19 protein-coding genes and 1 pseudogene are annotated in these 21131 nt (G+C 70.9%); 15 read left to right on the top strand and 5 right to left on the bottom strand.

Going from position 1 to position 21131, the window contains the following annotated elements; all coding sequences use genetic code 11:
* Positions 1 to 27: 27 nt before the first annotated feature.
* From paaC to MMA15_RS13315, 3 genes are read left to right on the top strand one after another with little or no spacing between them, the layout of a single operon-like run.
* Positions 28 to 822, top strand: a complete 795-nt coding sequence (gene paaC, locus MMA15_RS13325; protein WP_241063172.1) for a 1,2-phenylacetyl-CoA epoxidase subunit PaaC — start codon at positions 28 to 30, stop codon at positions 820 to 822.
* A complete protein-coding gene (gene paaD / locus MMA15_RS13320; RefSeq protein WP_241059738.1) occupies positions 816 to 1379 on the top strand; it encodes a 1,2-phenylacetyl-CoA epoxidase subunit PaaD in 564 nt (187 codons plus the stop codon). Before paaC ends, paaD begins: the two co-directional genes overlap by 7 nt.
* Before the next feature lie 7 nt (positions 1380 to 1386).
* Complete coding sequence (locus MMA15_RS13315; protein ID WP_241059736.1) at positions 1387 to 2502, top strand: 2Fe-2S iron-sulfur cluster-binding protein; 1116 nt, start codon at positions 1387 to 1389, stop codon at positions 2500 to 2502.
* Between the two features lie 239 nt (positions 2503 to 2741).
* On the opposite strand, the gene metG is transcribed toward MMA15_RS13315, so the two are convergent.
* Positions 2742 to 4352, bottom strand: coding sequence for a methionine--tRNA ligase (gene metG / locus MMA15_RS13310; protein ID WP_241059734.1), 1611 nt, complete (start codon positions 4350 to 4352; stop codon positions 2742 to 2744).
* Between the two features lie 364 nt (positions 4353 to 4716).
* On the opposite strand from metG, the gene MMA15_RS13305 reads away from it, so the two are divergent.
* From MMA15_RS13305 to MMA15_RS13295, 3 genes are all read left to right on the top strand, one after another.
* Complete coding sequence (locus MMA15_RS13305) at positions 4717 to 5664, top strand: endonuclease/exonuclease/phosphatase family protein (RefSeq protein ID WP_241059732.1); 948 nt, start codon at positions 4717 to 4719, stop codon at positions 5662 to 5664.
* 550 nt (positions 5665 to 6214) lie between these two features.
* Positions 6215 to 6457, top strand: a complete 243-nt coding sequence (locus MMA15_RS13300; RefSeq protein WP_241059730.1) for a type A2 lantipeptide — start codon at positions 6215 to 6217, stop codon at positions 6455 to 6457.
* 408 nt (positions 6458 to 6865) lie between these two features.
* Complete coding sequence (locus MMA15_RS13295) at positions 6866 to 7093, top strand: type A2 lantipeptide (RefSeq protein WP_241059728.1); 228 nt, start codon at positions 6866 to 6868, stop codon at positions 7091 to 7093.
* 334 nt (positions 7094 to 7427) lie between these two features.
* Here MMA15_RS13295 and MMA15_RS13290 read toward each other — a convergent pair whose 3' ends face one another.
* Positions 7428 to 7865: a VOC family protein gene (locus MMA15_RS13290; RefSeq protein WP_241059726.1), complete on the bottom strand. Its 438-nt coding sequence runs from the start codon at positions 7863 to 7865 to the stop codon at positions 7428 to 7430.
* Positions 7866 to 8214: 349 nt separating this feature from the next.
* On the opposite strand from MMA15_RS13290, the gene MMA15_RS13285 reads away from it, so the two are divergent.
* The 5 genes from MMA15_RS13285 to MMA15_RS13265 all read left to right on the top strand — a co-directional run bounded on the left by MMA15_RS13285 (position 8215) and on the right by MMA15_RS13265 (position 13218).
* On the top strand, positions 8215 to 8910 hold the full coding sequence (locus MMA15_RS13285; RefSeq protein ID WP_241059725.1) for a class I SAM-dependent methyltransferase: 696 nt from the start codon (positions 8215 to 8217) through the stop codon (positions 8908 to 8910).
* A 118-nt stretch (positions 8911 to 9028) separates the two neighbouring features.
* Positions 9029 to 9430: a hypothetical protein gene (locus MMA15_RS13280; RefSeq protein WP_241059723.1), complete on the top strand. Its 402-nt coding sequence runs from the start codon at positions 9029 to 9031 to the stop codon at positions 9428 to 9430.
* A gap of 217 nt (positions 9431 to 9647) precedes the next feature.
* Complete coding sequence (locus tag MMA15_RS13275) at positions 9648 to 11735, top strand: PhoX family protein (RefSeq protein WP_241059722.1); 2088 nt, start codon at positions 9648 to 9650, stop codon at positions 11733 to 11735.
* A 207-nt stretch (positions 11736 to 11942) separates the two neighbouring features.
* Positions 11943 to 12263 carry a DMT family transporter gene (locus MMA15_RS13270; protein ID WP_241059721.1) on the top strand — a complete coding sequence of 107 codons (321 nt, stop codon included), beginning with the start codon at positions 11943 to 11945 and terminating at the stop codon, positions 12261 to 12263.
* A 253-nt stretch (positions 12264 to 12516) separates the two neighbouring features.
* Positions 12517 to 13218 (top strand): dienelactone hydrolase family protein, encoded by a 702-nt coding sequence (locus MMA15_RS13265; RefSeq protein WP_241059719.1) that lies wholly within the window; start codon positions 12517 to 12519, stop codon positions 13216 to 13218.
* Positions 13219 to 13363: 145 nt separating this feature from the next.
* Here the strand turns inward: MMA15_RS13265 and MMA15_RS13260 are convergent, their stop codons facing one another.
* Entirely contained in the window at positions 13364 to 14359 is a 996-nt protein-coding gene (locus tag MMA15_RS13260) for a quinone oxidoreductase family protein (protein WP_241059717.1), read from the bottom strand.
* Positions 14360 to 14419: 60 nt separating this feature from the next.
* Complete coding sequence (locus MMA15_RS13255) at positions 14420 to 15364, bottom strand: D-2-hydroxyacid dehydrogenase family protein (protein ID WP_241059715.1); 945 nt, start codon at positions 15362 to 15364, stop codon at positions 14420 to 14422.
* 325 nt (positions 15365 to 15689) lie between these two features.
* Here MMA15_RS13255 and MMA15_RS13250 point away from each other — a divergent pair, with 325 nt between their 5' ends.
* From MMA15_RS13250 to MMA15_RS13235, 4 genes and pseudogenes are all read left to right on the top strand, one after another.
* Positions 15690 to 17363: a sensor histidine kinase gene (locus MMA15_RS13250; RefSeq protein WP_241059713.1), complete on the top strand. Its 1674-nt coding sequence runs from the start codon at positions 15690 to 15692 to the stop codon at positions 17361 to 17363.
* A pseudogene (locus MMA15_RS13245) lies at positions 17356 to 18024 on the top strand (response regulator transcription factor); the annotation flags it as partial. The gene MMA15_RS13250 and the pseudogene MMA15_RS13245, both read left to right, overlap by 8 nt.
* Before the next feature lie 412 nt (positions 18025 to 18436).
* Positions 18437 to 19243, top strand: a complete 807-nt coding sequence (locus MMA15_RS13240; protein ID WP_241059711.1) for a class I SAM-dependent methyltransferase — start codon at positions 18437 to 18439, stop codon at positions 19241 to 19243.
* A gap of 166 nt (positions 19244 to 19409) precedes the next feature.
* Positions 19410 to 20483 carry a DUF3048 domain-containing protein gene (locus tag MMA15_RS13235; protein ID WP_241059709.1) on the top strand — a complete coding sequence of 358 codons (1074 nt, stop codon included), beginning with the start codon at positions 19410 to 19412 and terminating at the stop codon, positions 20481 to 20483.
* Between the two features lie 109 nt (positions 20484 to 20592).
* Here MMA15_RS13235 and MMA15_RS13230 read toward each other — a convergent pair whose 3' ends face one another.
* Complete coding sequence (locus tag MMA15_RS13230) at positions 20593 to 21051, bottom strand: nuclear transport factor 2 family protein (RefSeq protein ID WP_241059707.1); 459 nt, start codon at positions 21049 to 21051, stop codon at positions 20593 to 20595.
* Between the last annotated feature and the right edge of the window lie 80 nt (positions 21052 to 21131).

Here is a 21131-nt window from a genome sequence, read left to right as displayed (position 1 = left end):
GTGCCCGGTACGGGCGGGCCCTCCCGCATGGACGACGGCACGGCGCACGGGCGCCCGAACGATGCCGTGCTCTGCGATCCCCTGCTGGCCCTCGCGGACGACGCCCTCGTGCTCTCCCACCGCCTGGGGGAGTGGGCCGGAAACGCTCCCGTCCTGGAGGAGGAGCTGGCACTGGCCAATATCGCCCTGGACCTTCTGGGCCAGGCTCGTACGCTCTACGCCGGACTCGGCGACGAGGACGAGCTGGCCTTCCTCCGGGAGGAACGGGCGTTCCGCAACTGCCAGTTGGCCGAGCAGCCCAACGGCGACTTCGCGCACACGATGATCCGGCAGTTCTACTTCTCCGCCTGGCAGGAGCTGCTGTTCCGCCAACTGGGGGCGCTGGGGCAGCCGTTGGCGGCGAAGGCGGTCAAGGAAGCGGAGTATCACCGGGACCACGCCGAGCACTGGACGCTGCGCCTCGGCGACGGCACCGAGGAGAGCCATGAGCGGGCGCAGCGTGCGGTGGACTCGCTGTGGCGGTTCACGGGCGAACTCTTCGAGCCCCTGGAGGACCCGGGGCAGGGACCGGTCGGCGGTGTCGACTGGCGTGCGCTGGAAGCGAGTTGGACCGAGCGGATCACCAAGGTGTTCGAGCGGGCCACGCTGACCGTGCCCGAAGGGCCGCAGCAGTGGGGGGCTTCGCAGACCTCCCAGGGCTCCCGTGCCCAGGGCGGATGGTCCGCCGGAGGGGGCCGCCAGGGTGTGCATACGGAGCCCTTCGGCCGGATGCTCGCCGAGATGCAGCACCTGCACCGCAGCCACCCGGGGGCGTCATGGTGACCCGCACCGAGGCCGCGGCCGAAGCCCGTACGGCCGAGCGGCGCCGGCGCGAGCTGGAGGAATGGGCGGGTTCGGTCCCGGACCCGGAGCTTCCCGTCGTCACCCTGGCCGAACTGGGCGTACTGCGCCGCGTGTTCGAGTCGGCGCCGCAAGGCCCCGTAGAGGTGGAGCTGACCCCCACCTACACGGGCTGCCCGGCCGTCGAGGCCATGAGCGCCGACATCGAGCGGGTGCTGACGGAACACGGCGTCCCCCAGGTCACGGTCCGAGTCGTACTCGCGCCGCCGTGGAGCACTGACGACATCTCCGACGAGGGCCGCCGCAAGCTCGCCGCACACGGCATCGCTCCCCCGCGCCCGGGGGCGAACGCTCCGGGCGGAGCGGCGGCGGGCGGCGCCGCGGGCAGCGGGCCGGTTCCGCTGACGCTGGCGATCCGCTGCCCTCACTGCGGTTCCACGGAGACGACGCTGCTCAGCCGCTTCTCGTCCACCGCGTGCAAGGCGCTGCGCCGCTGCGAGACCTGCCGGGAGCCGTTCGACCACTTCAAGGAGGTGTGAGGGCGCCGTGAGCACCTTCCATCCGCTGCGCGTCACGGCCGTGGACCGGCTCACCGACGACTCCGTCGCCCTCACCTTCGCCGTACCGCCCGAGCTGCGTCCCCTCTACGGCTACTCCCCTGGCCAGCACATCGCCTTGCGCCGCCACCGTCCCGGGGCCGACGCCCTCACGGCGAGCACCGAGGTCCGGCGTACGTACTCGCTCTGTGCGCCCGCATGCGACGAGCCGTCCGAACTGCGCATCGGGATAAGGGGCGTCGAGGGCGGCGACTTCTCCAGCTACGCGGTGAAGGAGCTGCGGCCCGGCGACACCGTCGACGTGCTCCCGCCCACCGGCCGCTTCGTGCTCGAACCACGGCCCGGCCGCTTCGCAGCCGTCGTGGGCGGCAGCGGCATCACGCCGGTGCTCTCGATCGCCGCCACGTTGCTCGCCCGTGAGCCGCAGGCGCGCTTCTGTCTCATACGCAGCGACCGGTCGACGGCGTCGACGATGTTCCTGGAGGAGGTCGCCGACCTCAAGGACCGCTATCCCGACCGCTTTCAGCTCGTTACGGCGCTCTCCCGTGAGGAGCAGCAGAGCGGACTGCCGAGCGGCCGTCTCGACGAGGAGCGGCTGAGCGCCCTGCTGCCTTCGCTGCTGCCGGCCGAGGACGTCGACGGCTGGTATCTGTGCGGGCCCCTCGGCCTGGTCGAGGGGGCGTCGAGGGCGCTGCGCGGCCTCGGAGTGCCGCGCGGCCGCATCCATCAGGAGATCTTCCATGTGACGGAGGCCCCCGCGGCGTCCACGGCGTCTTCAAGGTCCACGGCTTCCGGGTCCGGGCCGGCGGCGGATGCGGGCGGTGCGCGTTCCGCCTCCGTGACGGCCAACCTCGACGGCCGCTCGGGCTGCTGGCCGATGGACGACGGCGAGTCGGTGCTGGAGACGGTCCTGCGCCACCGCGCGGACGCCCCGTTCGCCTGCAAGGGCGGCGTCTGCGGCACCTGCCGGGTCCGGCTGGTCTCCGGCGAGGTGCGGATGGACCGCAACTATGCGCTGGAGGCGGACGAGTTGGAGGCCGGCTATGTGCTGGCCTGCCAGTCCCATCCGCTGACGGAGGCGGTGGAGGTCGACTTCGACGGCTGACGCGCCGTCCGCGAGGTGTGAAGGAGTTCGGGGTCGGTCGGCGAGGTCGGTCGGCGAGGGGTTCGTCGGCGAGACCGGTGTCCCGGCCTCCGGCGACCTCGGGCCGGACGGGACCGTTCGGAGGACCAGGCGCCCCTGGGTCCGCGAACACGGGAGGCCCGGGTACACGAAAGGCCGGGGTACACGAGAGGCCCGGGACCGCGCCGGTCCCGGGCCTCAGCGACAGGCGTAGCGCGTCGCTACTTCGTCTCCTCCAGGCGCGGGAAGAGCGCCCCGCCCTTGGTGACCGTGGCGCCCGCAGGGAGCTGGCCCCAGCGGCCCGTGTCGGACACCCGCTGGTCGGTGAGCGGCCCGAGGTGCGGCTCCGCGCCGAGGGAGTCCCACAGCTTGGCCGACGACTCCGGCATCACCGGGTTCAGCAGGACCGCGCAGGCGCGCAGTGACTCAGCCGCCGTGTAGAGGATCGTCGCCAGGCGGACCTGGGCCTCGTCGGACTTGTCCTTGGCGACCTTCCAGGGTTCCTGTTCCGTCAGATAGCCGTTGACCTGCTTGACGAAGTCGAAGACGGCCGCGATGCCGCCCGCGAAGTCCAGTTCGTCGCCGATGCGTTCGTCCGCCTTGGCGACGGCCTGTGCCAGCCCGTCCGCGACGGCCTGTTCCGCGTCGCCCGCCGCAGTCGCCTCCGGGAGCGTGCCGCCGAAGTACTTGCCGACCATCGCGGCGAGGCGGGACGCCAAGTTGCCGTAGTCGTTGGCCAGTTCGCTGGTGTAGCGGGCGGAGAAGTCCTCCCAGGAGAACGAGCCGTCCTGGCCGAAGGCGATGGCGCGCATGAAGTACCAGCGGTACGCGTCGACTCCGAAGTGCTCGGTGAGCTGCTGCGGGGAGATGCCCGTCAGGTTCGACTTGGACATCTTCTCGCCGCCGACCATCAGCCAGCCGTTGGCGACGATCTTGCCTGGCAGCGGCAGGCCGTTGGCCATCAGCATCGCCGGCCAGATCACCGTGTGGAAGCGGAGGATGTCCTTGCCCACGAGGTGGACGTCGGCGGGGAAGGTGCGCTCGAAGCGTTCCTGGTCGGCGCCGTATCCCACTGCCGTGGCGTAGTTGAGCAGCGCGTCGATCCATACGTAGATCACGTGCTTGTCGTCCCAGGGCACCTTGACGCCCCAGTCGAAGGTCGAGCGTGAGATCGACAGGTCCTCCAGGCCCTGCCGCACGAAGTTCACGATCTCGTTCCGCGCGGACTCGGGCTGGATGAACTCCGGGTGCTGCTCGTAGTGCTCCAGCAGCTTCGGGCCGTACTCGGAGAGCTTGAAGAAGTAGTTCTCCTCCTGGAGCATCTCGACCGGCGTGCGGTGGATGGGGCACAGCTTCTGACCCTCGAACTCCCCCTCACCTTCGAGGAGTTCGCCGTAGGTCTTGTACTCCTCGCAGCCCACGCAGTACGGGCCCTCGTAGCCGCCCTGGTAGATCTCGCCCTTGTCGTAGAGGTCCTGGACGAACTCGCGGACGCGTTCGGTGTGCCGCTTCTCCGTCGTACGGATGAAGTCGTCGTTGTGGATGTCGAGATGCTCCCAGAGGGGCTTCCAAGCCTCCTCGACGAGCTTGTCGCACCACTCCTGAGGGGAGACGCCGTTGGCTTCGGCGGTGCGCATGATCTTCTGACCGTGCTCGTCCGTGCCGGTGAGGTACCACACCTTCTCGCCGCGCTGACGGTGCCAGCGCGTGAGCACGTCGCCTGCGACGGTCGTATAGGCGTGGCCCAGGTGGGGAGCGTCGTTCACGTAGTAAATGGGGGTCGTGACGTAGTACGCCTTCGATCCCGTCTGCTCTGATCCAGTGGCCGCCATGCTCGAAATCCTAACTGTCCGAGGGGGCCGCCTTCCTTCCGATAACGGTGTGTGACGGGCGGAACGCGGTCGGGCACGCGGCGGGTGCGCGGTCCGTCGGGCCGTCCGGTACGCCCCGGTACGGGGCTCCGCGGCACCCGGATACGCGGGCGGTCTGTTGACGCCCCTGGCGCGGCTTTGCATGCTTGCCCGCGTACCGCTCGCACGCGGTGCTGCTTCGATCACCGCCACGGATCACGTGCCGGGATCACGCACCGCGGTCGCGCACCGCCGATCACAAGTCACAAGGCACGAGTCACAAGGCACAAGGCACAAGCCACAGACCGCATAACGGGACCGGGACCATGGAGGCGCCATCCGTCGCGTGATCGCTCCGCTCTCCGGTCTGGTGGCGGCTGCAGCCCTCGTGGGCGGCGGCCTGCTGCTCGCCGGTTCGGACTCCGGGACCAGGCCAGTGCAGTCGGCGCGTGGCTCGTATGTCGTCGGGCAGTTCAACATGGCCGGCGGTACGACCGAGCACGGCGGGAAGCACAACGAGGCCCCCGACGCCTTCGCCGAGGACGTGAAGGACCGCAAGCCGCTGTTCGTCGCGATGCAGGAGAGCTGCCGCGACTGGGACGAGCGGCTGGAGGACCGGCTGCCGGGCTACACCGTGCTGTTCAGTCCCGTGAGGAACCTGGAGAGGAACCGCGGGACCCCGGCGCGCTGCCACCACCCCACCGACTTCGGCAACACGATCGTCTTCCGCGACGGCCTCGGCTTCTCCGAGAACGACACCGACGTGCACCAGCTCGGCTCCACCGACGGCGACGAGTACCGCGAAATGGTCTGTGCGCGCTCCGAACCCCGCAAACTCGTCGTCTGCTCGGCCCATCTGACGCCCGGTGAGGGCAAGTATCTGGCGAGCCGCGAGCGCGAGGTCGCGAAGGTGCAGCGAGTGCTCACCGACCGCTACGACGGATACACCGTCCTCCTCGGCGGGGACATCAACGACCTTCCGCTCTCCGGTGTTCTGGACCGCCTCTACGACCGCGACTACGGCAATGGAGCGCGCGGCGCCTTCAAGGAGGCGGGGAGCCCGTGCACGGACGCGATGAAGCCCGAGCGCCGCGCGGCGGAGCTGCCGCGCACCCGGTATGCGCCCTGCCGCTCCGGCGAACCCACGCACAGCAAGGGGAAGATCGACTACATCTTCGTGTCGCCGTCGGTGCGCGTGGAGTCCAACAGCCTCGGTTTCTCGGAGCATTCGGACCATAAGCAGCTCTGGGCGAAGATCCGTATCGGCGGCGGCCGGTCCGGCGCCCGGGGCTGAGCCGAGGGCACGGCAGTGCCGAGCGAGGCCCTGAGCCGCGCTCAGCGAAGCTGAACTTCCGTGAGCCGTACGTGCGTTGAGCTGAACGGTGCGGGCACGGCGGGTGTCGGCACGGTCCCGGCGGCGGTCTCGGGAGTGGATCCGGGGTGCAGAGCGCGCACACGAGATCTTCACGGTGTCGCACGCGGATGCATGCCGTCTGGCCGCCCGAAAGGGTCCGCGGGTGCGGGAGCGGACGTAAGGGACAGGGCCCGGCGGGGGCACCGCGGTCTCGCTCGCCGACGCCAACTCCCCTGCATACAGCGGAATATCGCGGTCCGCTTGGTTGTCCTCGCGTGCTTGCGGAGAGCGGGGCGCACCGGTCGGCACCGGGACCGACGGACGGTTCCGTGACGGTCGCTGACGGACTTCGCAAATCGAAAGATGAGGTGAGGATCAGAAGGAGAAGGTTTCCTGGAGTGGCAGGGCCGCCCGGCGAGATGTTCTGATCTTCCGACCTCCAATGTTGTCCCTTGGGGGTCAACTTCCCGCTCGTTGATTGGAACTTCGCATGCGTGACATGACGCCTCAGATCGAGACCGCCGAGATCTCGGACGCCGACCTCGACAACGTGTCGGGCGGCGTGAGCGCCGGCCTGGGCGGCGACCTCTCCGCCGGCCTGGACGGCGTGGCCGGCAACGTGGCCGGCGGCATCGACGGCGTCGGCGGCGTCTCGGGCAGCGTCAGCGGCTCGGCCCCCGCCCTGAGCAGCAGCCTCCCCGGCGTGAGCAGCGTCACCGGCCTCGTCGGCTGAGTACCTTCGCTTCCAGGGCCCCGGCCCGTGTGCGACGCCTGAGTGCGATTGCACACGAGCCGGGGCTCTGCCGCGTTCCGCTTGTCGTGTTCCGCCGGTCGGATCTCATCGGTCGTGTTTCCGCGCGGCGTGCCCCGCGGATCGGGTTTCCGTCGTCGCCGTGTTGTCCGGCGTGCCCGTAATTCCATGCGAAGTCTTCCAAGTCACCTTCGAAGACGGCCTGTTGACGCAGAGATCGGTAACGAATCAGAAGATCACGTGAGGATGATGAGGGAGACGGGTGTGACAAGTGGCAGGGCGCTCCGCAGAGATGGTCTGATCCCACGACTGCCGGTACTCCCGGACACTCGTTCAGGCACCACCGGCATCACGTCCCCCGCTCGTTGATTGGAACTTCTCATGCGTGACATGGCACCTCAGATCGAGACCGCCGAGATCTCCGACGCCGAACTCGACGGCGTCTCCGGCGGCGTGGGCGCCTCGCTCCCCGGCGGCCTGGCCAGCGTCGACGTCACCCCCGGCCCGGGCGGTGTCGCCGCCAGCGTGAACAGCGGCGTCCCCGGCCTTGGCGGCCTCAACGGCACGATCAACGCCGGTATGCCCGCCGTGGAGGGCGCCTCCGGCATCGTCGGCTGAACTGGCCGACCGCCTGCGACAACGGGCCCCGGTACGGCGCGCGACGTGCGCCTGTGCCGGGGCCTTCGCCGTGCACCGGGGCGCCGACTGCCGCGCCCGGCACGTCAGTTGCCGGTCTCACCGCTCGACTGCCCGAACGCCTTGCGCGGAGGGCGTCTCGGAGGAAGCGGCGTCGAGCGCTTGGGCAAGCTGTTCCACGGTCGGCGCTCCCGCAGGACCTTCAGGTGCCTCCCTTTCAGGAATGGGCTACTCCGGAGCAAGAACGGAGCATGCCGGAAGGTGTCTCTCGTCCTCTCCGAGCCGGTGGCCGACGCATACGGCAGGCAGTGGCGCCTCAGTCGGTGGCGAACACCTGCGAGTCGTCGGCGAACGCCTTGAACTCCAGCGCGTTTCCAGCCGGATCGCGCAGGAACATCGTCCACTGCTCCCCCGGCTGCCCCTCGAACCGTACATACGGCTCGATCACGAACTCGGTGCCCGCGGCCCGCAGCCGCTCCGCCAGCCTGTGGAACTCGGGCACCGCCAGGATGAGCCCGAAGTGCGGCACGGGAACGTCGTGCCCGTCGACGGGATTGCTCGCGCCGCCATCGGCGCGGCCGGGTGCGAGATGCGTGACGAACTGGTGCCCGTGCAGATTCCAGTCCGTCCACGTCTCCGCGCTGCGCCCCTGCTCCAAGCCGAGCACCTCGCCGTAGAAGTGCCGCGCGGCTTCCAAGTCGTCGACGGGCATGGCGAGATGGAAGCGGGGGACGGGAGAGTCGAATGTGCTCACGGGGTCTCGCTGCCTTCCTTCGGGGTCGTACTCGTACGGGTGGACGGTGCGGGCGGACGGACCGCACAGCCACATGTTCTCCCTCGGGACCGACGCTCAGGTTCTCCCCGGGACAGAGGGGTCAGGCGGAAGGCGCGACCGAACCCGCCCAGCCGGGCGGGCAGTTCGCAGCGGGGCGCCGCTGCGACGGCGTTCCGCAGCTCCGGCACCCGTCGCGGCACCCGTCGGCACCCTCCGGCGCCCCGCAGCACGTTCGGGTGAAGCCGTCGCGTCCCGCCCCCTGGCGGCGGCGGTCGGCCTACGGTCACGGGGCAGGTGACATTTCGCCCCGCACCCTGCGAGGAAGCGCATGCCTCTCACGTCGAAGAGCCTCCCCGAGTACTGGGACACGTACAAGCCGCACAGCGGGGACGGGATGCCGCCCGCGCCCGTCGTCGACTCCTTCGAGTGGACGCAGTACCCGGGCCACGGGCCGGGGGCCGACTTTCTCGGACGGCCGCGTACCGCGCTGGAGTTGGGGTCCGCAGAGGGGAGGGAGGCGGTCTGGCTCGCACGTACCGGCGTCGAGGTGACGGCACTGGACCTGTCGCCCGCGCAGACCGCCCGCGCCCGGCTGTGGTGGGAGGGCACACCCGGGCTGTCCTTCGTCAACGCCGAGGCGTGCGAGTACCTCGCGGACACGTCCACCACCTATGACGCGGTCTACTCGCGCTGGGGCGCGGTGTGGTTCACCGACCCGGAGAGACTCGTGCCGCTGATCGGCCGCAGACTCAACCCCGGTGGCGTGCTGGCGCTTTCGCAGGCCGAGCCCATCGAGGGCTTCTACGGTCCGCAGGCGATGTACGGCAACGGCCTCAGCGGACGCAGGCTCCCGGTGCTGCGCTGGTCGTACTCGCCGGAGATGTGGCGGGACCTGCTGAAGCGCAGCGGACTCACGGAGATCGAGGCGTCTGTGCTGCCCGCACCGGAACCGGAGAACGTCGGCACGCTGATGGTGCGCGCGAAGGCACCGGCGAAGCCCGCCGTGCCGCGGCGGCGGCGCTGAGGTGCGGTGTGCCGCGGCGGCGGCGCTGAGGTGCGGTGTGCCGAGCGGCGTACTCGTGGGGTGTGACGTCGGCCGCACCCGGGGAACTGCCGGGGCGGCGAACGGCGTCCGTTCCGTCATGGAACCGAGTGGAGAGCGTGAAGAGCGTGAAGAGCGGGAGGGGACGGCCGTAGCGGCGGCCGGGTGCCTGATCGCGGCTCTCGCGGCTGCGACCGGTTTCGGGGTGTGGCTGAACGGCGCGGCTCCCGGGCTGGACCTGGGCGTCGAGAACCCGGTCGACTTCAGCCTGCTGTACATCGAACTGCCCGGCATGCTCTTCGGGTTCCCCCTGCTCACCCTGCTGACCTGGTCCCTCGCACGTGCCGTGCTGCGGGCCCGTGGCGGACAGGGGCAGCGTCGCGTGGTGAAGGGCGCGGTGGTGGTGCTGACGCTGCTGATGCTGTCGTGGGCCTGCGGGGAGTGGCTGGACCACCGGATCGACCGGATCCACCCGGCTCAGTGCGCCGAGAAGCCGTGCTGAGTCGCGTGTGCCGCCGGGCGCCGTGGCCGCGCCCGTAGCGCGGGGCGGCCGTTGCCCGCCGGGCCCCTGACTCGTACGACCGCGTGCCTCGGGTACCCGTCGCCGGGCCGCCTGGCGAACCGAGGTTCACCTCCGGTTCAGCCCGGTGTCGTCTTCTCGCGGCGCCGCGCCCATAGCGTCGGCGCGCGGCCGTACGTACGGAGATCCGGAGGAGACCATGCGCAAGCTGCTGACGGTGCTCGGTTCGCACCCGGGCGGCAGGTCGGCGATGACCTGCCGTTACCGCTGTGGTGACGCCTGCTTCCACGAGGCGCCCAACACCAGCGGCAACGAGTACGTGGGTGACGTCATCGCCCGCGTCCTCTCGCGCCGGTCCGTGCTGCGTGCCGGGGCGGTCGCGGGGGTCGCTGCCGCCGCCACCGCGACGGGGGCGTGCAGCGCCGGTTCCGCGGGCGCGCTCTCGGCGGGCGACGCGGACGCGGCGAAGGGCAAGCCCGCGAAGGGGCTGCGCTTCACGCCCGTGGAGCCCAACACGGACGACAAGGTGACCGTGCCCGAGGGCTACGGGCAGAACATCGTGATCCGGTGGGGCGAACCGATCCTGCGCGGTGCGCCGGACTTCGATCCCAAGAAGCAGTCGGCGAAGGCGCAGAAGGGGCAGTTCGGCTACAACAACGACTTCCTCTCGCTCCTTCCGCTGGACGAGAAGGAAGCCCAGGAAGGCGGCGGCAAGCGGCAGTTGCTGGTCGCGAACCACGAATACACCGACGAGAACCTGATGTTCGCCGGGTACGACGCGGACGACCCGACCCGTGAGCAGGCCGAGATCGGCTGGGCGGCGCACGGCCTGTCCGTCGTGGTCGTCGAGGGCGAGAAAGGCACGGGCGCGCTCAAGGCCGTGCCCCGGCACCGGCTCAACCGCCGCGTCACCGCCACCACGGCATTCGAGGTCACGGGCCCCGCGGCGGGCAGCAAGTGGCTCCGTACGTCCGAGGACCCCGAGGGCCGCAAGGTGCTCGGCACCCTCAACAACTGCTCGGGCGGCACCACTCCTTGGGGCACGACGCTGCACGGCGAGGAGAACATCGACCAGTACTTCGCCAACACCGCGAAGGTGAAGGACGACGAGCACCGCAAGCGGCTGGAGCGCTACGCCCTCAAGGGCACGGAGACCGAACGCAAATGGGAGCGCTTCGACGACCGTTTCGACGTCGTGAAGGAGCCCTATGAGCCGCACCGCTTCGGCTGGGTCGTCGAACTCGACCCGTACGACCCGGAGTCGGCGCCCCGTAAGCGCACCGCGCTGGGCCGCTTCAAGCACGAGGCCGCGCAGCCGAGGCTGACGGGCGACGGCCGCCCCGTCGTCTACATGGGCGACGACGAACGCTTCGAGTACCTCTACAAGTTCGTGTCGTCGAAGCGGATGCGGCGCGGCGGCAGCCGGGCCGACCACGAACACAACATGAGCCTGCTCGACCACGGGACGCTTTACGTCGCGAAGCTGACCGGCGACAGCCCGGAGGGGGAGATCGACGGTTCGGGCGAACTTCCCGCCGGAGACCACGAGTTCGACGGACGCGGCGAGTGGATTCCGCTCGCGACGGGCGACGAGTCGCATGTGGAGGGCATGACCGCGGACGAGGTCTACGTCTTCACCCGCATCGCGGGCGACAAGGCGGGCGCCACCAAGATGGACCGCCCCGAGGACGTCGAGCCGAGCCCGCGCACCGGACGCGTCTACGCCGCTCTGACCAACAACACCGACCGTGGCGCGGCGGGCAAGGCCCGGCCCGACGAGGCCAACCCGCGCAAGAACAACAAGCACGGCCATGTGCTGGAGTTCGCCGAGCATGGCGACGACCCGGCGGCGCGGCGCTTCACGTGGCGGCTGTTCCTGGTGTGCGGCGACCCGGAGGACCCGGGCACATACTTCGGGGGCTTCCCCAAGGACCAGGTCAGCCCCATCTCGTGCCCCGACAATGTGGCCTTCGACGATTACGGCAATCTGTGGCTCGCCACGGACGACGGCCAACTCGGTTTCCACGACGGCCTGTTCGGCGTGGCCACCACGGCAGGAAGCCGGCGCGGCGAGGTGCGGCAGTTCCTGACGGTGCCGAACGGGGCGGAGACCTGCGGTCCGCTGATCCAGGACCGCCGGGTGCTGGTCTCCGTACAGCATCCCGGCGAGATCGACGGCGCGAGCGTGGAGGAGCCCGCGTCGCAGTGGCCCGACGGGCCGGGCTCCTATGTGCGGCCCGCGGTCGTCAGCGTCTGGCGCAAGGACGGCGGCGACATCGGCGTCTGACGCGGCCGTTCGGAACCGGGCCGTCCTGACGCGGCCGTACCGGGCCGTGCCGCCCGACGCGGCCGTCCGACGCGGGGCGCCCGAGACGGAGGCCGCCCGGCGCGGGTGTTCCTGCGCCGCCGCTCCCGCCCGCGTGTGGTCGACTGCCGGATGTCATCGGTGGTCGGCCGCACGGCGGTGCGGGTGGAGCGGAGTGGAGCGCGTCGAATGGGGCTCGCCTGGGTGGTTCTCGTCGTCTCGGGCGTACTGGAGACCGTTTGGGCCGGTGCGCTGGAGGCGTCCGGCAATTTCCACAGGCTGTGGCCGTCGCTGCTCTTCGTCGGAGCGCTGGCGGCGAGCATGGCCGGGCTCTCTTACGCGGTGGGCCACATCCCGCTGGGCACCGCGTACGGCGTATGGGTCGGGATCGGGGCCCTCGGCACGGCGGTCTACGGGATGGCGGCGCTGGGGGACGCCGTCACCGTGGCACGCGTGGTGTGTCTGCTGCTGATCGTCACGGGGGCCGTGGGGCTTCGGGTGCTGCACTGACCGGTGCGCTCCGGGGGTGGAGTCCAGGGGCGGGCGTGGCCATACCGCGCCATCCGTGCGTGATCTTCCGCTTCGGCGGGTTATCGGCCGTCTCGCAGGGCACACACCGACCCGGCGGGCTTCCGTAAAGCTCGCATGAGTATGTGTCCGCGCACGCGTTCGTGTCCCTGTCCCTCTCCCTGTCCCTGTACGCGTTCGTGTCCTTGTGAGACCGCACCGGCCAGCGCACACCGAGCAGAAAGGCGGCCCACCGTTGTCCGCACCACCCTTGCGCCAGAACCTGCGCTTCGACGCCGACGGCGTGGAGATCTACGGCTATCTCGCCCTGCCCGAGGGCGGCACCGGCCCGGGAGTCGTCGTCATCCAGGAGTGGTGGGGACTCACCGACCAGATCGCGGACGTGGCGGACCAGTTCGCCGCCGCCGGGTTCGTGGCGCTCGCGCCCGACCTCTACGGCGGTCGCACCACGCACGACAGCGACGACGCGGCACGGCTCGCCTCGGAGCTGCCGATGAACACGGCCGTACGTGAACTCGTGGGCGCCGTCGACTACTTGCTCGCACACGAGGCGGTACGGGGCGACGCCGTGGGCGCCGTCGGCTTCTGCATGGGCGGTGGCTTCGTACTCGCGCTCGCCGCCGAGGCGGGGGAGAGGATCGCCGCGGCCGTGCCGTACTACGGAGTGGCGAGCGACGACGAAGTGGACTTCTCCGGCGTGCGGGCCGATGTCCTCGGCCACTACGGCGAATTGGACGAGAACGCCACGCCCGCCCGCGCCGAGGAGATCGCCGCCCGCATCCGTGCGGAGTCCGGCGCGAAGGTGACCATCGAGCGCTATCCGGCCGGTCATGCCTTCGCCAACGAGGAGAACCACCTGGGGACCTACGACCCCGACTCGACGCGGCTGGCGTGGGAGCGCACCCTCGCGTTCCTGCGTGAGCGGCTACCGGACTGAGCGGACTCACGGACTTACCGCTCCGTGCCGGTACGGCTTCGTGCCCGTACCGCTCGGTGCCCGTACCCGCGCGGACAACCGGGCGCCGCGCCGGACCCGGAGGCCGAAGCCAGGCCCTTATGCCGACGCGGCCCCTGTGCCCCCGTCAGGGAAGCAGTACGACCTTGCCGCCCGGGTGGCCCTCCGCGAGGAAGCGGTGGGCCTCGGCGGCCTCGGCCAGGGAGTACGAACGTGAGACCGGTACCTCCAACTCGCCCTGGCGCACCAGCCTGATGAGCCGCCGCCAGGCGCCGGCCCTGATCTGGGTGCCCGGGTCCGCGTTGGGGGCGCCGCCGATCAGCTTGATGCCGGTGTCGCCGCGGTCGAAGGCGAGGATGGAGACGATGCGCTCCCTGTCCGGCACGAGTTCGAGGGAGGCGTCGATCGCCTCACGTGTGCCGGAGGTGTCGACGACGGCGTCCACGCCGTCCGGCGCCGCCTCCCGTACGCGCTTCAGCAGCCCGTCCCCGTACGGCAGCGCGGTCGCGCCGTAGCGCTCGACCAGCTCCAGATGACGCTCGCTCGCCGTGCCCACGACCCTCGCGCCCGAGGCCGCCGCGATCTGCACGGCGAGCAGGCCGACGCCGCCCGAGGCGCCGTGGATCAGCAGCGTCTCGCCCTCCGAGGGGTCTACGACGGTGAGCGCGTGCACGGCCGTGGCCCCGGTGAGGAGCAGCCCGGCCGCCGCCTCCCATGACAGCTCAGGCGGCTTCGGTACGACGCTCGACGCCGGGACGGTCAGATCCGTCGCATAGGCGCCCGGCGCCGGGTAGGCCATCACCTCGTCGCCCACGGAGAGGGGACCGGCCGGGCCCTCGGAGCCGCGCCCCACGGCGGTCACCGTCCCGGACAGTTCCAGCCCCACGGGCATGGGGAGCGCGGCGGGGTCCTTGCCCATGCCGCCGCTGTAGAGCTTGTAGTCCAGGGGGTTCACGCCGATGGCCAAGGCACGCAGCGTGACCTCCCCTTGGCCCGGCGCGGGCACGTCGGAGTCGATCAGCGACAGCGCTTCCGGGCCCCCGTAGGACTCCGCCACCACTCGCTTCGCCATGCCGCCGTCCCTTCGCTCGGTGTCCGTGGACGCACGGGTGTCCGTAGACACCAGGGTCACACCGCCCGGCGGGGGACGCGCGCCGGACGGGCTCCGGCGTCCGCCCGGTGCTCAGGGGGCGAGCGTGCGCACCGGGTTCCCCTCGGCCCAGGCGGCGATGTCCTCGACGGCCTCCCCGTAGAAGATCCGGTAGGTCTCCTCGGTCACGTAGCCGATGTGCGGCGTGAGGACCGTGCGCGGCGCCGTGCGCAGCGGGTGGTCGGCGGGCAGCGGCTCGACGTCGTAGACGTCCAGGCCCGCGCCCGCGATACGGCCCTCGACGAGTGCGTCGACGAGCGCGTCGGTGTCGATCAGCGGCCCGCGCGAGGTGTTGACGAGGTACGCGGTGGGCTTCATCCACGACAGCTCCTCGCAGCCGATCAGCCCGGTGCTGCGCTCGCTGAGCTTGTAGTGGACGGTGACGACGTCGGACTCGGCGAACAGCGTCTGCTTGTTGACCGGTTCGGCCCCGCGCTCGCGTGCCGTGGACGGTTCGAGGTTGCTGCTCCACGCCAGTACGCGCATCCCGAAGGCACGGCCCACGGTGGCTACCCGCGAGCCGAGGCGCCCGAGGCCGACGATTCCCAGGGTCCTGCCGTACAGGTCGCCCCCTATCGAGTGCTGCCACTGGCCCTCGCGCACGCCCGTGGACTCGGCGGGGATGTGCCGCAGCAGGGAGAGGATCAGGCCCCAGGTGAGTTCGGGGGTGGCGGTCGCGGGGCTCTGGGTGCCGCACACGGTCACCCCGTGGCGCTCGGCGGCGGCGACGTCGATGGCGGCGTTGGCCATGCCGGTGGTCACCAGGAGGCGCAGGTCGGGGAGGCGTTCGAAGCGCTCGGCGGTGAAGGGCGTGCGCTCGCGCATCGCGACGACGACGTCGTGGCCGCGAAGGGCCTCGGCGAGGGCGTCGGTGTTGTCGATGTGCTCGTGGAGGAAGGTGACTTCGGCGTCGAGGCTCTGCCAGTCGGCGAAGTGGTGGGCGGCCTGCTGGTAGTCGTCGAGGACGGCGACGCGCACGGTGGTTCCTTTCGTCTTGCGTACGGGACCGCGGACGGCGGACCTAGGGCCGCAGGCCACGGCCTGACGGCTCCGTGCTCCGGTGGCCCGGTGGTTCCGCGGAGCCGGGGGTTACGGACAGCGCGGTGATGTCCGGGTGGCGTGGCTCCACGCTCCGGCGTTCGTGGTGGGGATTCCGCGATCCGAATCAGGGGTTCCGTACGACCGGTCCCCCGAGGTGGACCTTAAGTCCTTATCCCGCTCCCGCGTAGTCCCTGAGGGGGACGCGTACCGATGCGACCTGCGGCCGATGCCGCAGGGCACCCGCCCTCATATCGTCGCTGCCATGTCCCTTCAGCGAACCCGCGGAGCCGCACCGGACCAGCCGGACCGGCCGCGCCGCGCCTCCGTGCGGCAGCCGGGGGCGGCCCGAAGCCCGGTGCGTACCGTGCCCGGGGCCGTGTTCGGGACCGTCTCCGGAGCCGTGCGGAGGTCCGGGCGCGGGTTCGCTTCCGTCGTCGTCCCCGGGCGCGTGCGCGACCTCCTCGCCGGACTCCTCGGCGACCTCGTACGGGACGCGCTCACCCCGCGGCCTCTGGCGCCCCTGGCCCGGCTGCCGCTTCCGGCGCGGGCCCGCGACGCCCTTCCGCCCGCGGTGGACCGTGCGCTGCGGCTGGTCCCGCACGCGGCGGTTCCGGCGCTGATCCTGGTGCTGGTGGCGCTCCAGTACCAGTCGGACGTGGGCGACGCCGACAAGCTGGCGGGCGGCTGCTTCGTCGCGGGATCGCTGCTGCTGGCGATCTCATGGCCCGTGGCGGCGGGTTGGCTGCTGGTGGGCGCCGTGGGGCTCAGCGTCTTCCGGCCGGGCGGCATGGCGGGGCCGTTCCCGTTCGCCGACGTCGCGGAGTGGCCGAACCTGCTGTTCTACGACTCGCAGGGCAGGCCGTGGGCGATGGCGGGCTTCGCGGCGCTCACCGCCGTGGCGCTGATCGTCGCCGTACGGCTGAGACTGCGGGCGGCGGTCTGCCTGTGGTGCTGCATGGGTCTGCTCGCGGCCGTGGGCAACGGGCCGCTGGCCGTGGGCACTTGGGCGATGGCGCTGCTCACGGCCCCGATGCCGCTGACCGCGCTGGTCGTCACGGGCCTGCGTGAGGCACGCGCGGAGGCCGCCGCGCACGCCGCCGCGACCGAGGCGGAACGCTCCCGTCGCATGCTGCTGGAGGAACGGGCCGTCATCGCAAGGGAGTTGCACGACGTCGTCGCGCACCACATGTCGGTCGTGGCGATTCAGGCGGAGGCAGCGCCGTACCGGGTCGAATCGCCGCCGCCCGAGCTGGAGAAGGCGTTCGCCGCCGTACGGGACAACGCCGTCGCCGCGCTCGCCGAGCTGCGCCGGGTGCTCGGAGTGGTACGGGCTGAACCCCCGGCGTCTGCCGCTTCGTTCGGCGCGGGCACGCGGTCGGGCCTCGATGCCCCTCGGCCGCCCGCCGGAGCCTCGGACTCGGCCGCCGAGGCCACCGATTCGCCCATCGGGGCCGTGCAGCCGACGCTCGCTCCGCAGCCGACGCTCGCCGATCTGGACGCGCTGGTCACGGGCGTACGTGCCGTCGGTTCGCCCGTGCGGAAGACCGTGACCGGCGAGGTGCGCCGACTGCCGCTGGGCGTCGAGCTGTCGGCGTACCGCATCGTCCAGGAGGCGCTGAGCAACGCGCTGCGGCATGCGCCGAGGGCCGCCGTACGGGTGGAACTCGTCTATGAGCAGGCGGGGTTGGGCTTCCGAATCGTCAACGGCCCGCCATCGCGCACCGCGGGGACCTCCCCCGGAGCGGGCCACGGGCTTACGGGGATGCGGGAACGTGCCGCCATGCTGGGCGGGCAGTTGCACGCAGGCCCGACCGAGGAAGGCGGGTTCGAGGTGACGGGCTTCCTGCCGGAGGAATCAGCGACGGGCTCCGCAGCGGAGGCGACCACCGCCGTCCTTGGCCCCCGGGCGAGCAGTTCGGAGGATCGTGATGGCTGACGAACCCGCCATCCGCGTACTGATCGCCGACGACCAGGAGATGGTGCGAGAGGGCTTCTCCGTACTGCTCGGCAGCCGCCCGGGGATCGAGGTCGTCGGGGAGGCCGTCGACGGCCGCGACGCGGTGGAGAGGACGGCGGCGCTGCGCCCCGACGTCGTGCTTCTCGATGTGCGGATGCCCGTGATGAACGGCCTTGAGGCGACCCGCGAGATCGTCGGCCGCTTCCCCGCGACGAAGGTGCTGATACTCACGACCTACGACCTGGACGAGTACGTCTACGAGGCGCTGCGCGCGGGAGCGAGCGGCTTCCTGCTCAAGGACGCCCCGGCACGCCGGCTGGCGGAGGGCGTGACGGTCGTGGCGGGCGGAGGCGCACTGCTCGCACCCACGGTCACCCGCAGGCTGATCGCCGAGTTCAGCAGGATGCCCGCTCGACGCACGGGGCTGCGCGCCCCGTTGAGGGAACGCGTCGCCGAACTCACCGGGAGGGAGACGGAGGTGCTGTCGCTCGTGGCACAGGGACTGTCGAACGCCGAGATCGGCGAGCACATATTCGTGGCCGAGTCGACCGTGAAGACCCACGTCAGCCGCATTCTCGAAAAGCTCTCGCTGCGCGACCGCACACAGGCCGTGGTCTTCGCATACGAGAGCGGAGTCGTCGCGGCGCAGCACACCACCGCGAACACCGGCACCGGCGGCGAACCCGGCAGCGAACCCGGCAGCGATCCTGCCGATCGCGCCGCCCCCGCCGCACTCCCGGACGGCGAGAGCGACTTCGGGACCGGCACCACTCCCCCCGAGGGCGCCCCGCGCACGGACAGACGCCCGCGCGGCGCCTGAACCCCGGGCGCCCGTACGGCAGTTCCCACGCCGGCGCCCGGCCCGCATCACTGAATCCCGTACCCGTACGGCACCGCCGTGCCGTCATCCGTGACACCCCGCCGCGGTCGCTGTCGACGCCTCCGCGAGGGCACGTCCCGGAACGTGTCCGACATGGCGGGTCATTCGTTTCGGCATGTGTCGACGCGCCGTCGGGACGAACGACACAGGAACAACCGAGGAGTACATCGCCATGCCCAAGAAGACCCCGCTCTCGCTCGCCGCCGACCGTTCGCGGCTGTCGCACAAGGTCTCCTACGCGCTGCGGAATCCGGCGCGAGTCGCCCCGTACGTACGGCGTGCCGCACGCGACCGCTGGCTGCGCCTCAAGCACCCGAACCACGTCGACTACTACCGCGCGGTGATGGCGTCCGACACCGCGAGCAACCCCGAGGCGGCGGTCGGAAGCCGCAGCCACGACCGGTGGCTGGCGCTGGGGCAGATGCAGTTCGACTTCCTCAAGGAGCACGGACTACAGCCGGAGCACCGCATGCTGGACATCGGCTGCGGCAATCTGCGTGCGGGCTGGAGGTTCATCCAGTACCTCGACAGCGGCAACTACTACGGCATCGACATCTCCCCCGACATCCTCATCTCCGCGAAGAAGACCCTCACCCGCTACGAACTCCAGGACAAGCTCCCGCACTTGACGATCACCCACGATCTGAAGCTGGACTTCCTGCCGAGCGGTCACTTCGACGTCGTGCACGCGCACAGCGTCTTCTCCCACTCGCCGATCGAGGTCATCGACGAATGCCTCGCCAACGTGGGCCGCATCCTGGCGCCGCGCGGCTTCTTCGACTTCACCTTCGACCGTACGGAAGGAGCCGAACACCAGGTGCTGCGAGAGGACTTCTACTACCGCACGGGAACGCTCACCGCCCTCGCGGAGAAGCACGGCCTCAGCGCCCGCTTCATGGACGACTGGGAGAAGCTGCCGCACGGCCAGTCCAAGATCCGCGTCTCGCTCGCGGAGTCCGCGGTGCCCGCGGAGAACTGACGCCACGGGGCCGGGACTTCAGGCCCCCGAACTCCCGTCCCGGGGCGTAGGCGGCCCGCCCCGGGACGTGACAGATGTGCTATTGACCGGCACCGCGTGGCGGGGATGGGGTGACTGTTGTACGAATCCCCCACGACGGAAGGCAGTTCACATGCAGGGGCAGGGCATGAGCACCGGCTCGCCGTCCTCCGAGGCCTCCGGAGACGGCAGAACGAGAGGCATACGCTCGCCCTGGGCCTCGCGGCCCGGGTGGCACCCCCGTAAGGCCACGCGCCTGCTGGCCACGCTGGCCGTGATGGCGCTGGCCGCCGGAGGCACGGCGAGCATCTCGTCCGCACAGGAGGCACCGGGCTCCGCGAAGTCGCCGGGGCCGGGCAATGCGGCGGGGAACTCCCAGTCCAGTGAGGCCACTTCGCCGTTCACGGGACTGCCCGCCGAGCCCGCGCCGGTGCTCGCGGTGAAGATCGACAACCATAAGGACGCGCGGCCCCACACCGCCTTGGAGGACGCCGACATCACCGTCGTGGAGAAGGTCGAGGGCGGGCTGAGCAGGCTGCTGGGGATCTACTCCGGCAAGCTCCCCGAATCGCTGGGCCCCGTGCGCAGCGCCCGCGCGTACAACGTCGAGCAGTTGCGGATGTTCGACCGGCCCGCGCTCTCCTACTCGGGTGCGCGCAAGGGCGTCGAGGACCTGATAGAGAAGTCCACGCTCCACGCGCGCTCGCACGACAAGTACCCCGAGCCCTACTTCCGCGGCGGCGACAACGAGGCGCCGCACAACCTCTACGTACACCCCGACCAGCTCCTCGACACCGCGCCCGAGGCCAGCAAGAGCGCCGACATCGGCTTCCGCTTCTCGGACGACGCCCCGGAGGGCGGCGAGCCCACGGCGGAGCGCTCCGTCGACTACGGCTCGGCCGAGACCGGCTTCGAGTGGTCCGAGAAGGAGGACCGCTGGCTGACGTCCTTCGACGGGGCGCCCGCCACGAGCACGGGCGGTGCGCGGCTGGGCGGCAAGACGGTCGTCGTGCAGAAGGTCGAGATGCCGCCGGACGACGCCGGTACGCCGTATGAGAAGACCGTCGGCAGCGGCAAGGCGACGGTGCTGCGCGACGGCAAGGCGTACGAGACGACGTGGGAGCGGCCGACCGCGGAGTCGGGCACGACCTTCACGCTGCCGAACGGCGAACGGATGCCGTTCGACCGCGGCAACGTGTGGCTCGTCTACGAGGAGGCCTGACGGCTGAGGCGTGACGGCCGAGGTCTGACGGCGGGGTCGGCATTCCTTCTGCGGCTGCGGCTGCGTCTGCTGCTGGCGTCGCGGCCCGCGCGCCGGGACATGCCCGGCGTCAGCGCAGCGGGATGCCGGCCCCGTGCTGAGACTCCGGGCGCGGGCCGAAGATGCGCCGGTCGCTCTCGGGGATGGGCACGTCGTTGATGCTGGCCTCGCGGCGTGACATCAGGCCGCGGGCGTCGAACTCCCACAGCTCGTTGCCGTACGAGCGCCACCACTGGCCGTCGGTGTCGTGGCACTCGTACTGGAAGCGCACCGCGATGCGGTTGCCCTCGAAGGCCCAGAGGTCCTTGCGCAGCGCGTACTCCAGCTCGCGCTGCCACTTCCTGGTCAGCAGGTCGACGATCTCGGCGCGACCGGTGACGAAGACGTCGCGGTTACGCCACACCGAGTCCTCGGTGTAGGCGAGCGACACCTTGTGCGGATCGCGGGTGTTCCAGGCGTCCTCGGCGGCCTGGACCTTCTGCCGGGCGGTCTCCTTGGTGAACGGCGGCAACGGCGGACGAGTGCTCATGAGTTGATGCCTCCCTCGACGTGGTGCTGTGTGCTCTGCGCGGTGCTGCGGGCCTGCCCGTACTCGTACACCGGCTGTTG

Source organism: Streptomyces marispadix (genome assembly GCF_022524345.1).
In the GTDB taxonomy this organism is placed as follows: Bacteria; Actinomycetota; Actinomycetes; order Streptomycetales; family Streptomycetaceae; genus Streptomyces; species Streptomyces marispadix.
This window is presented reverse-complemented; position numbering and strand designations above follow the sequence as displayed.

Excerpts from the sequence above, each read along its gene's own strand:
- metG (WP_241059734.1), bottom strand. The coding sequence starts at position 4,352 with ATGGCGGCCACTGGATCAGAGCAGACGGGATCGAAGGCGTACTACGTC.
- MMA15_RS13250 (WP_241059713.1), top strand. The coding sequence starts at position 15,690 with ATGTCCCTTCAGCGAACCCGCGGAGCCGCACCGGACCAGCCGGACCGG.
- paaC (WP_241063172.1), top strand. The coding sequence starts at position 28 with ATGGACGACGGCACGGCGCACGGGCGCCCGAACGATGCCGTGCTCTGC.
- MMA15_RS13230 (WP_241059707.1), bottom strand. The coding sequence starts at position 21,051 with ATGAGCACTCGTCCGCCGTTGCCGCCGTTCACCAAGGAGACCGCCCGG.
- MMA15_RS13270 (WP_241059721.1), top strand. The coding sequence starts at position 11,943 with ATGGGGCTCGCCTGGGTGGTTCTCGTCGTCTCGGGCGTACTGGAGACC.
- MMA15_RS13275 (WP_241059722.1), top strand. The coding sequence starts at position 9,648 with ATGCGCAAGCTGCTGACGGTGCTCGGTTCGCACCCGGGCGGCAGGTCG.
- paaD (WP_241059738.1), top strand. The coding sequence starts at position 816 with ATGGTGACCCGCACCGAGGCCGCGGCCGAAGCCCGTACGGCCGAGCGG.
- MMA15_RS13300 (WP_241059730.1), top strand. The coding sequence starts at position 6,215 with ATGCGTGACATGACGCCTCAGATCGAGACCGCCGAGATCTCGGACGCC.
- MMA15_RS13285 (WP_241059725.1), top strand. The coding sequence starts at position 8,215 with ATGCCTCTCACGTCGAAGAGCCTCCCCGAGTACTGGGACACGTACAAG.
- MMA15_RS13295 (WP_241059728.1), top strand. The coding sequence starts at position 6,866 with ATGGCACCTCAGATCGAGACCGCCGAGATCTCCGACGCCGAACTCGAC.
- MMA15_RS13240 (WP_241059711.1), top strand. The coding sequence starts at position 18,437 with ATGCCCAAGAAGACCCCGCTCTCGCTCGCCGCCGACCGTTCGCGGCTG.
- MMA15_RS13280 (WP_241059723.1), top strand. The coding sequence starts at position 9,029 with ATGGAACCGAGTGGAGAGCGTGAAGAGCGTGAAGAGCGGGAGGGGACG.
- MMA15_RS13235 (WP_241059709.1), top strand. The coding sequence starts at position 19,410 with ATGAGCACCGGCTCGCCGTCCTCCGAGGCCTCCGGAGACGGCAGAACG.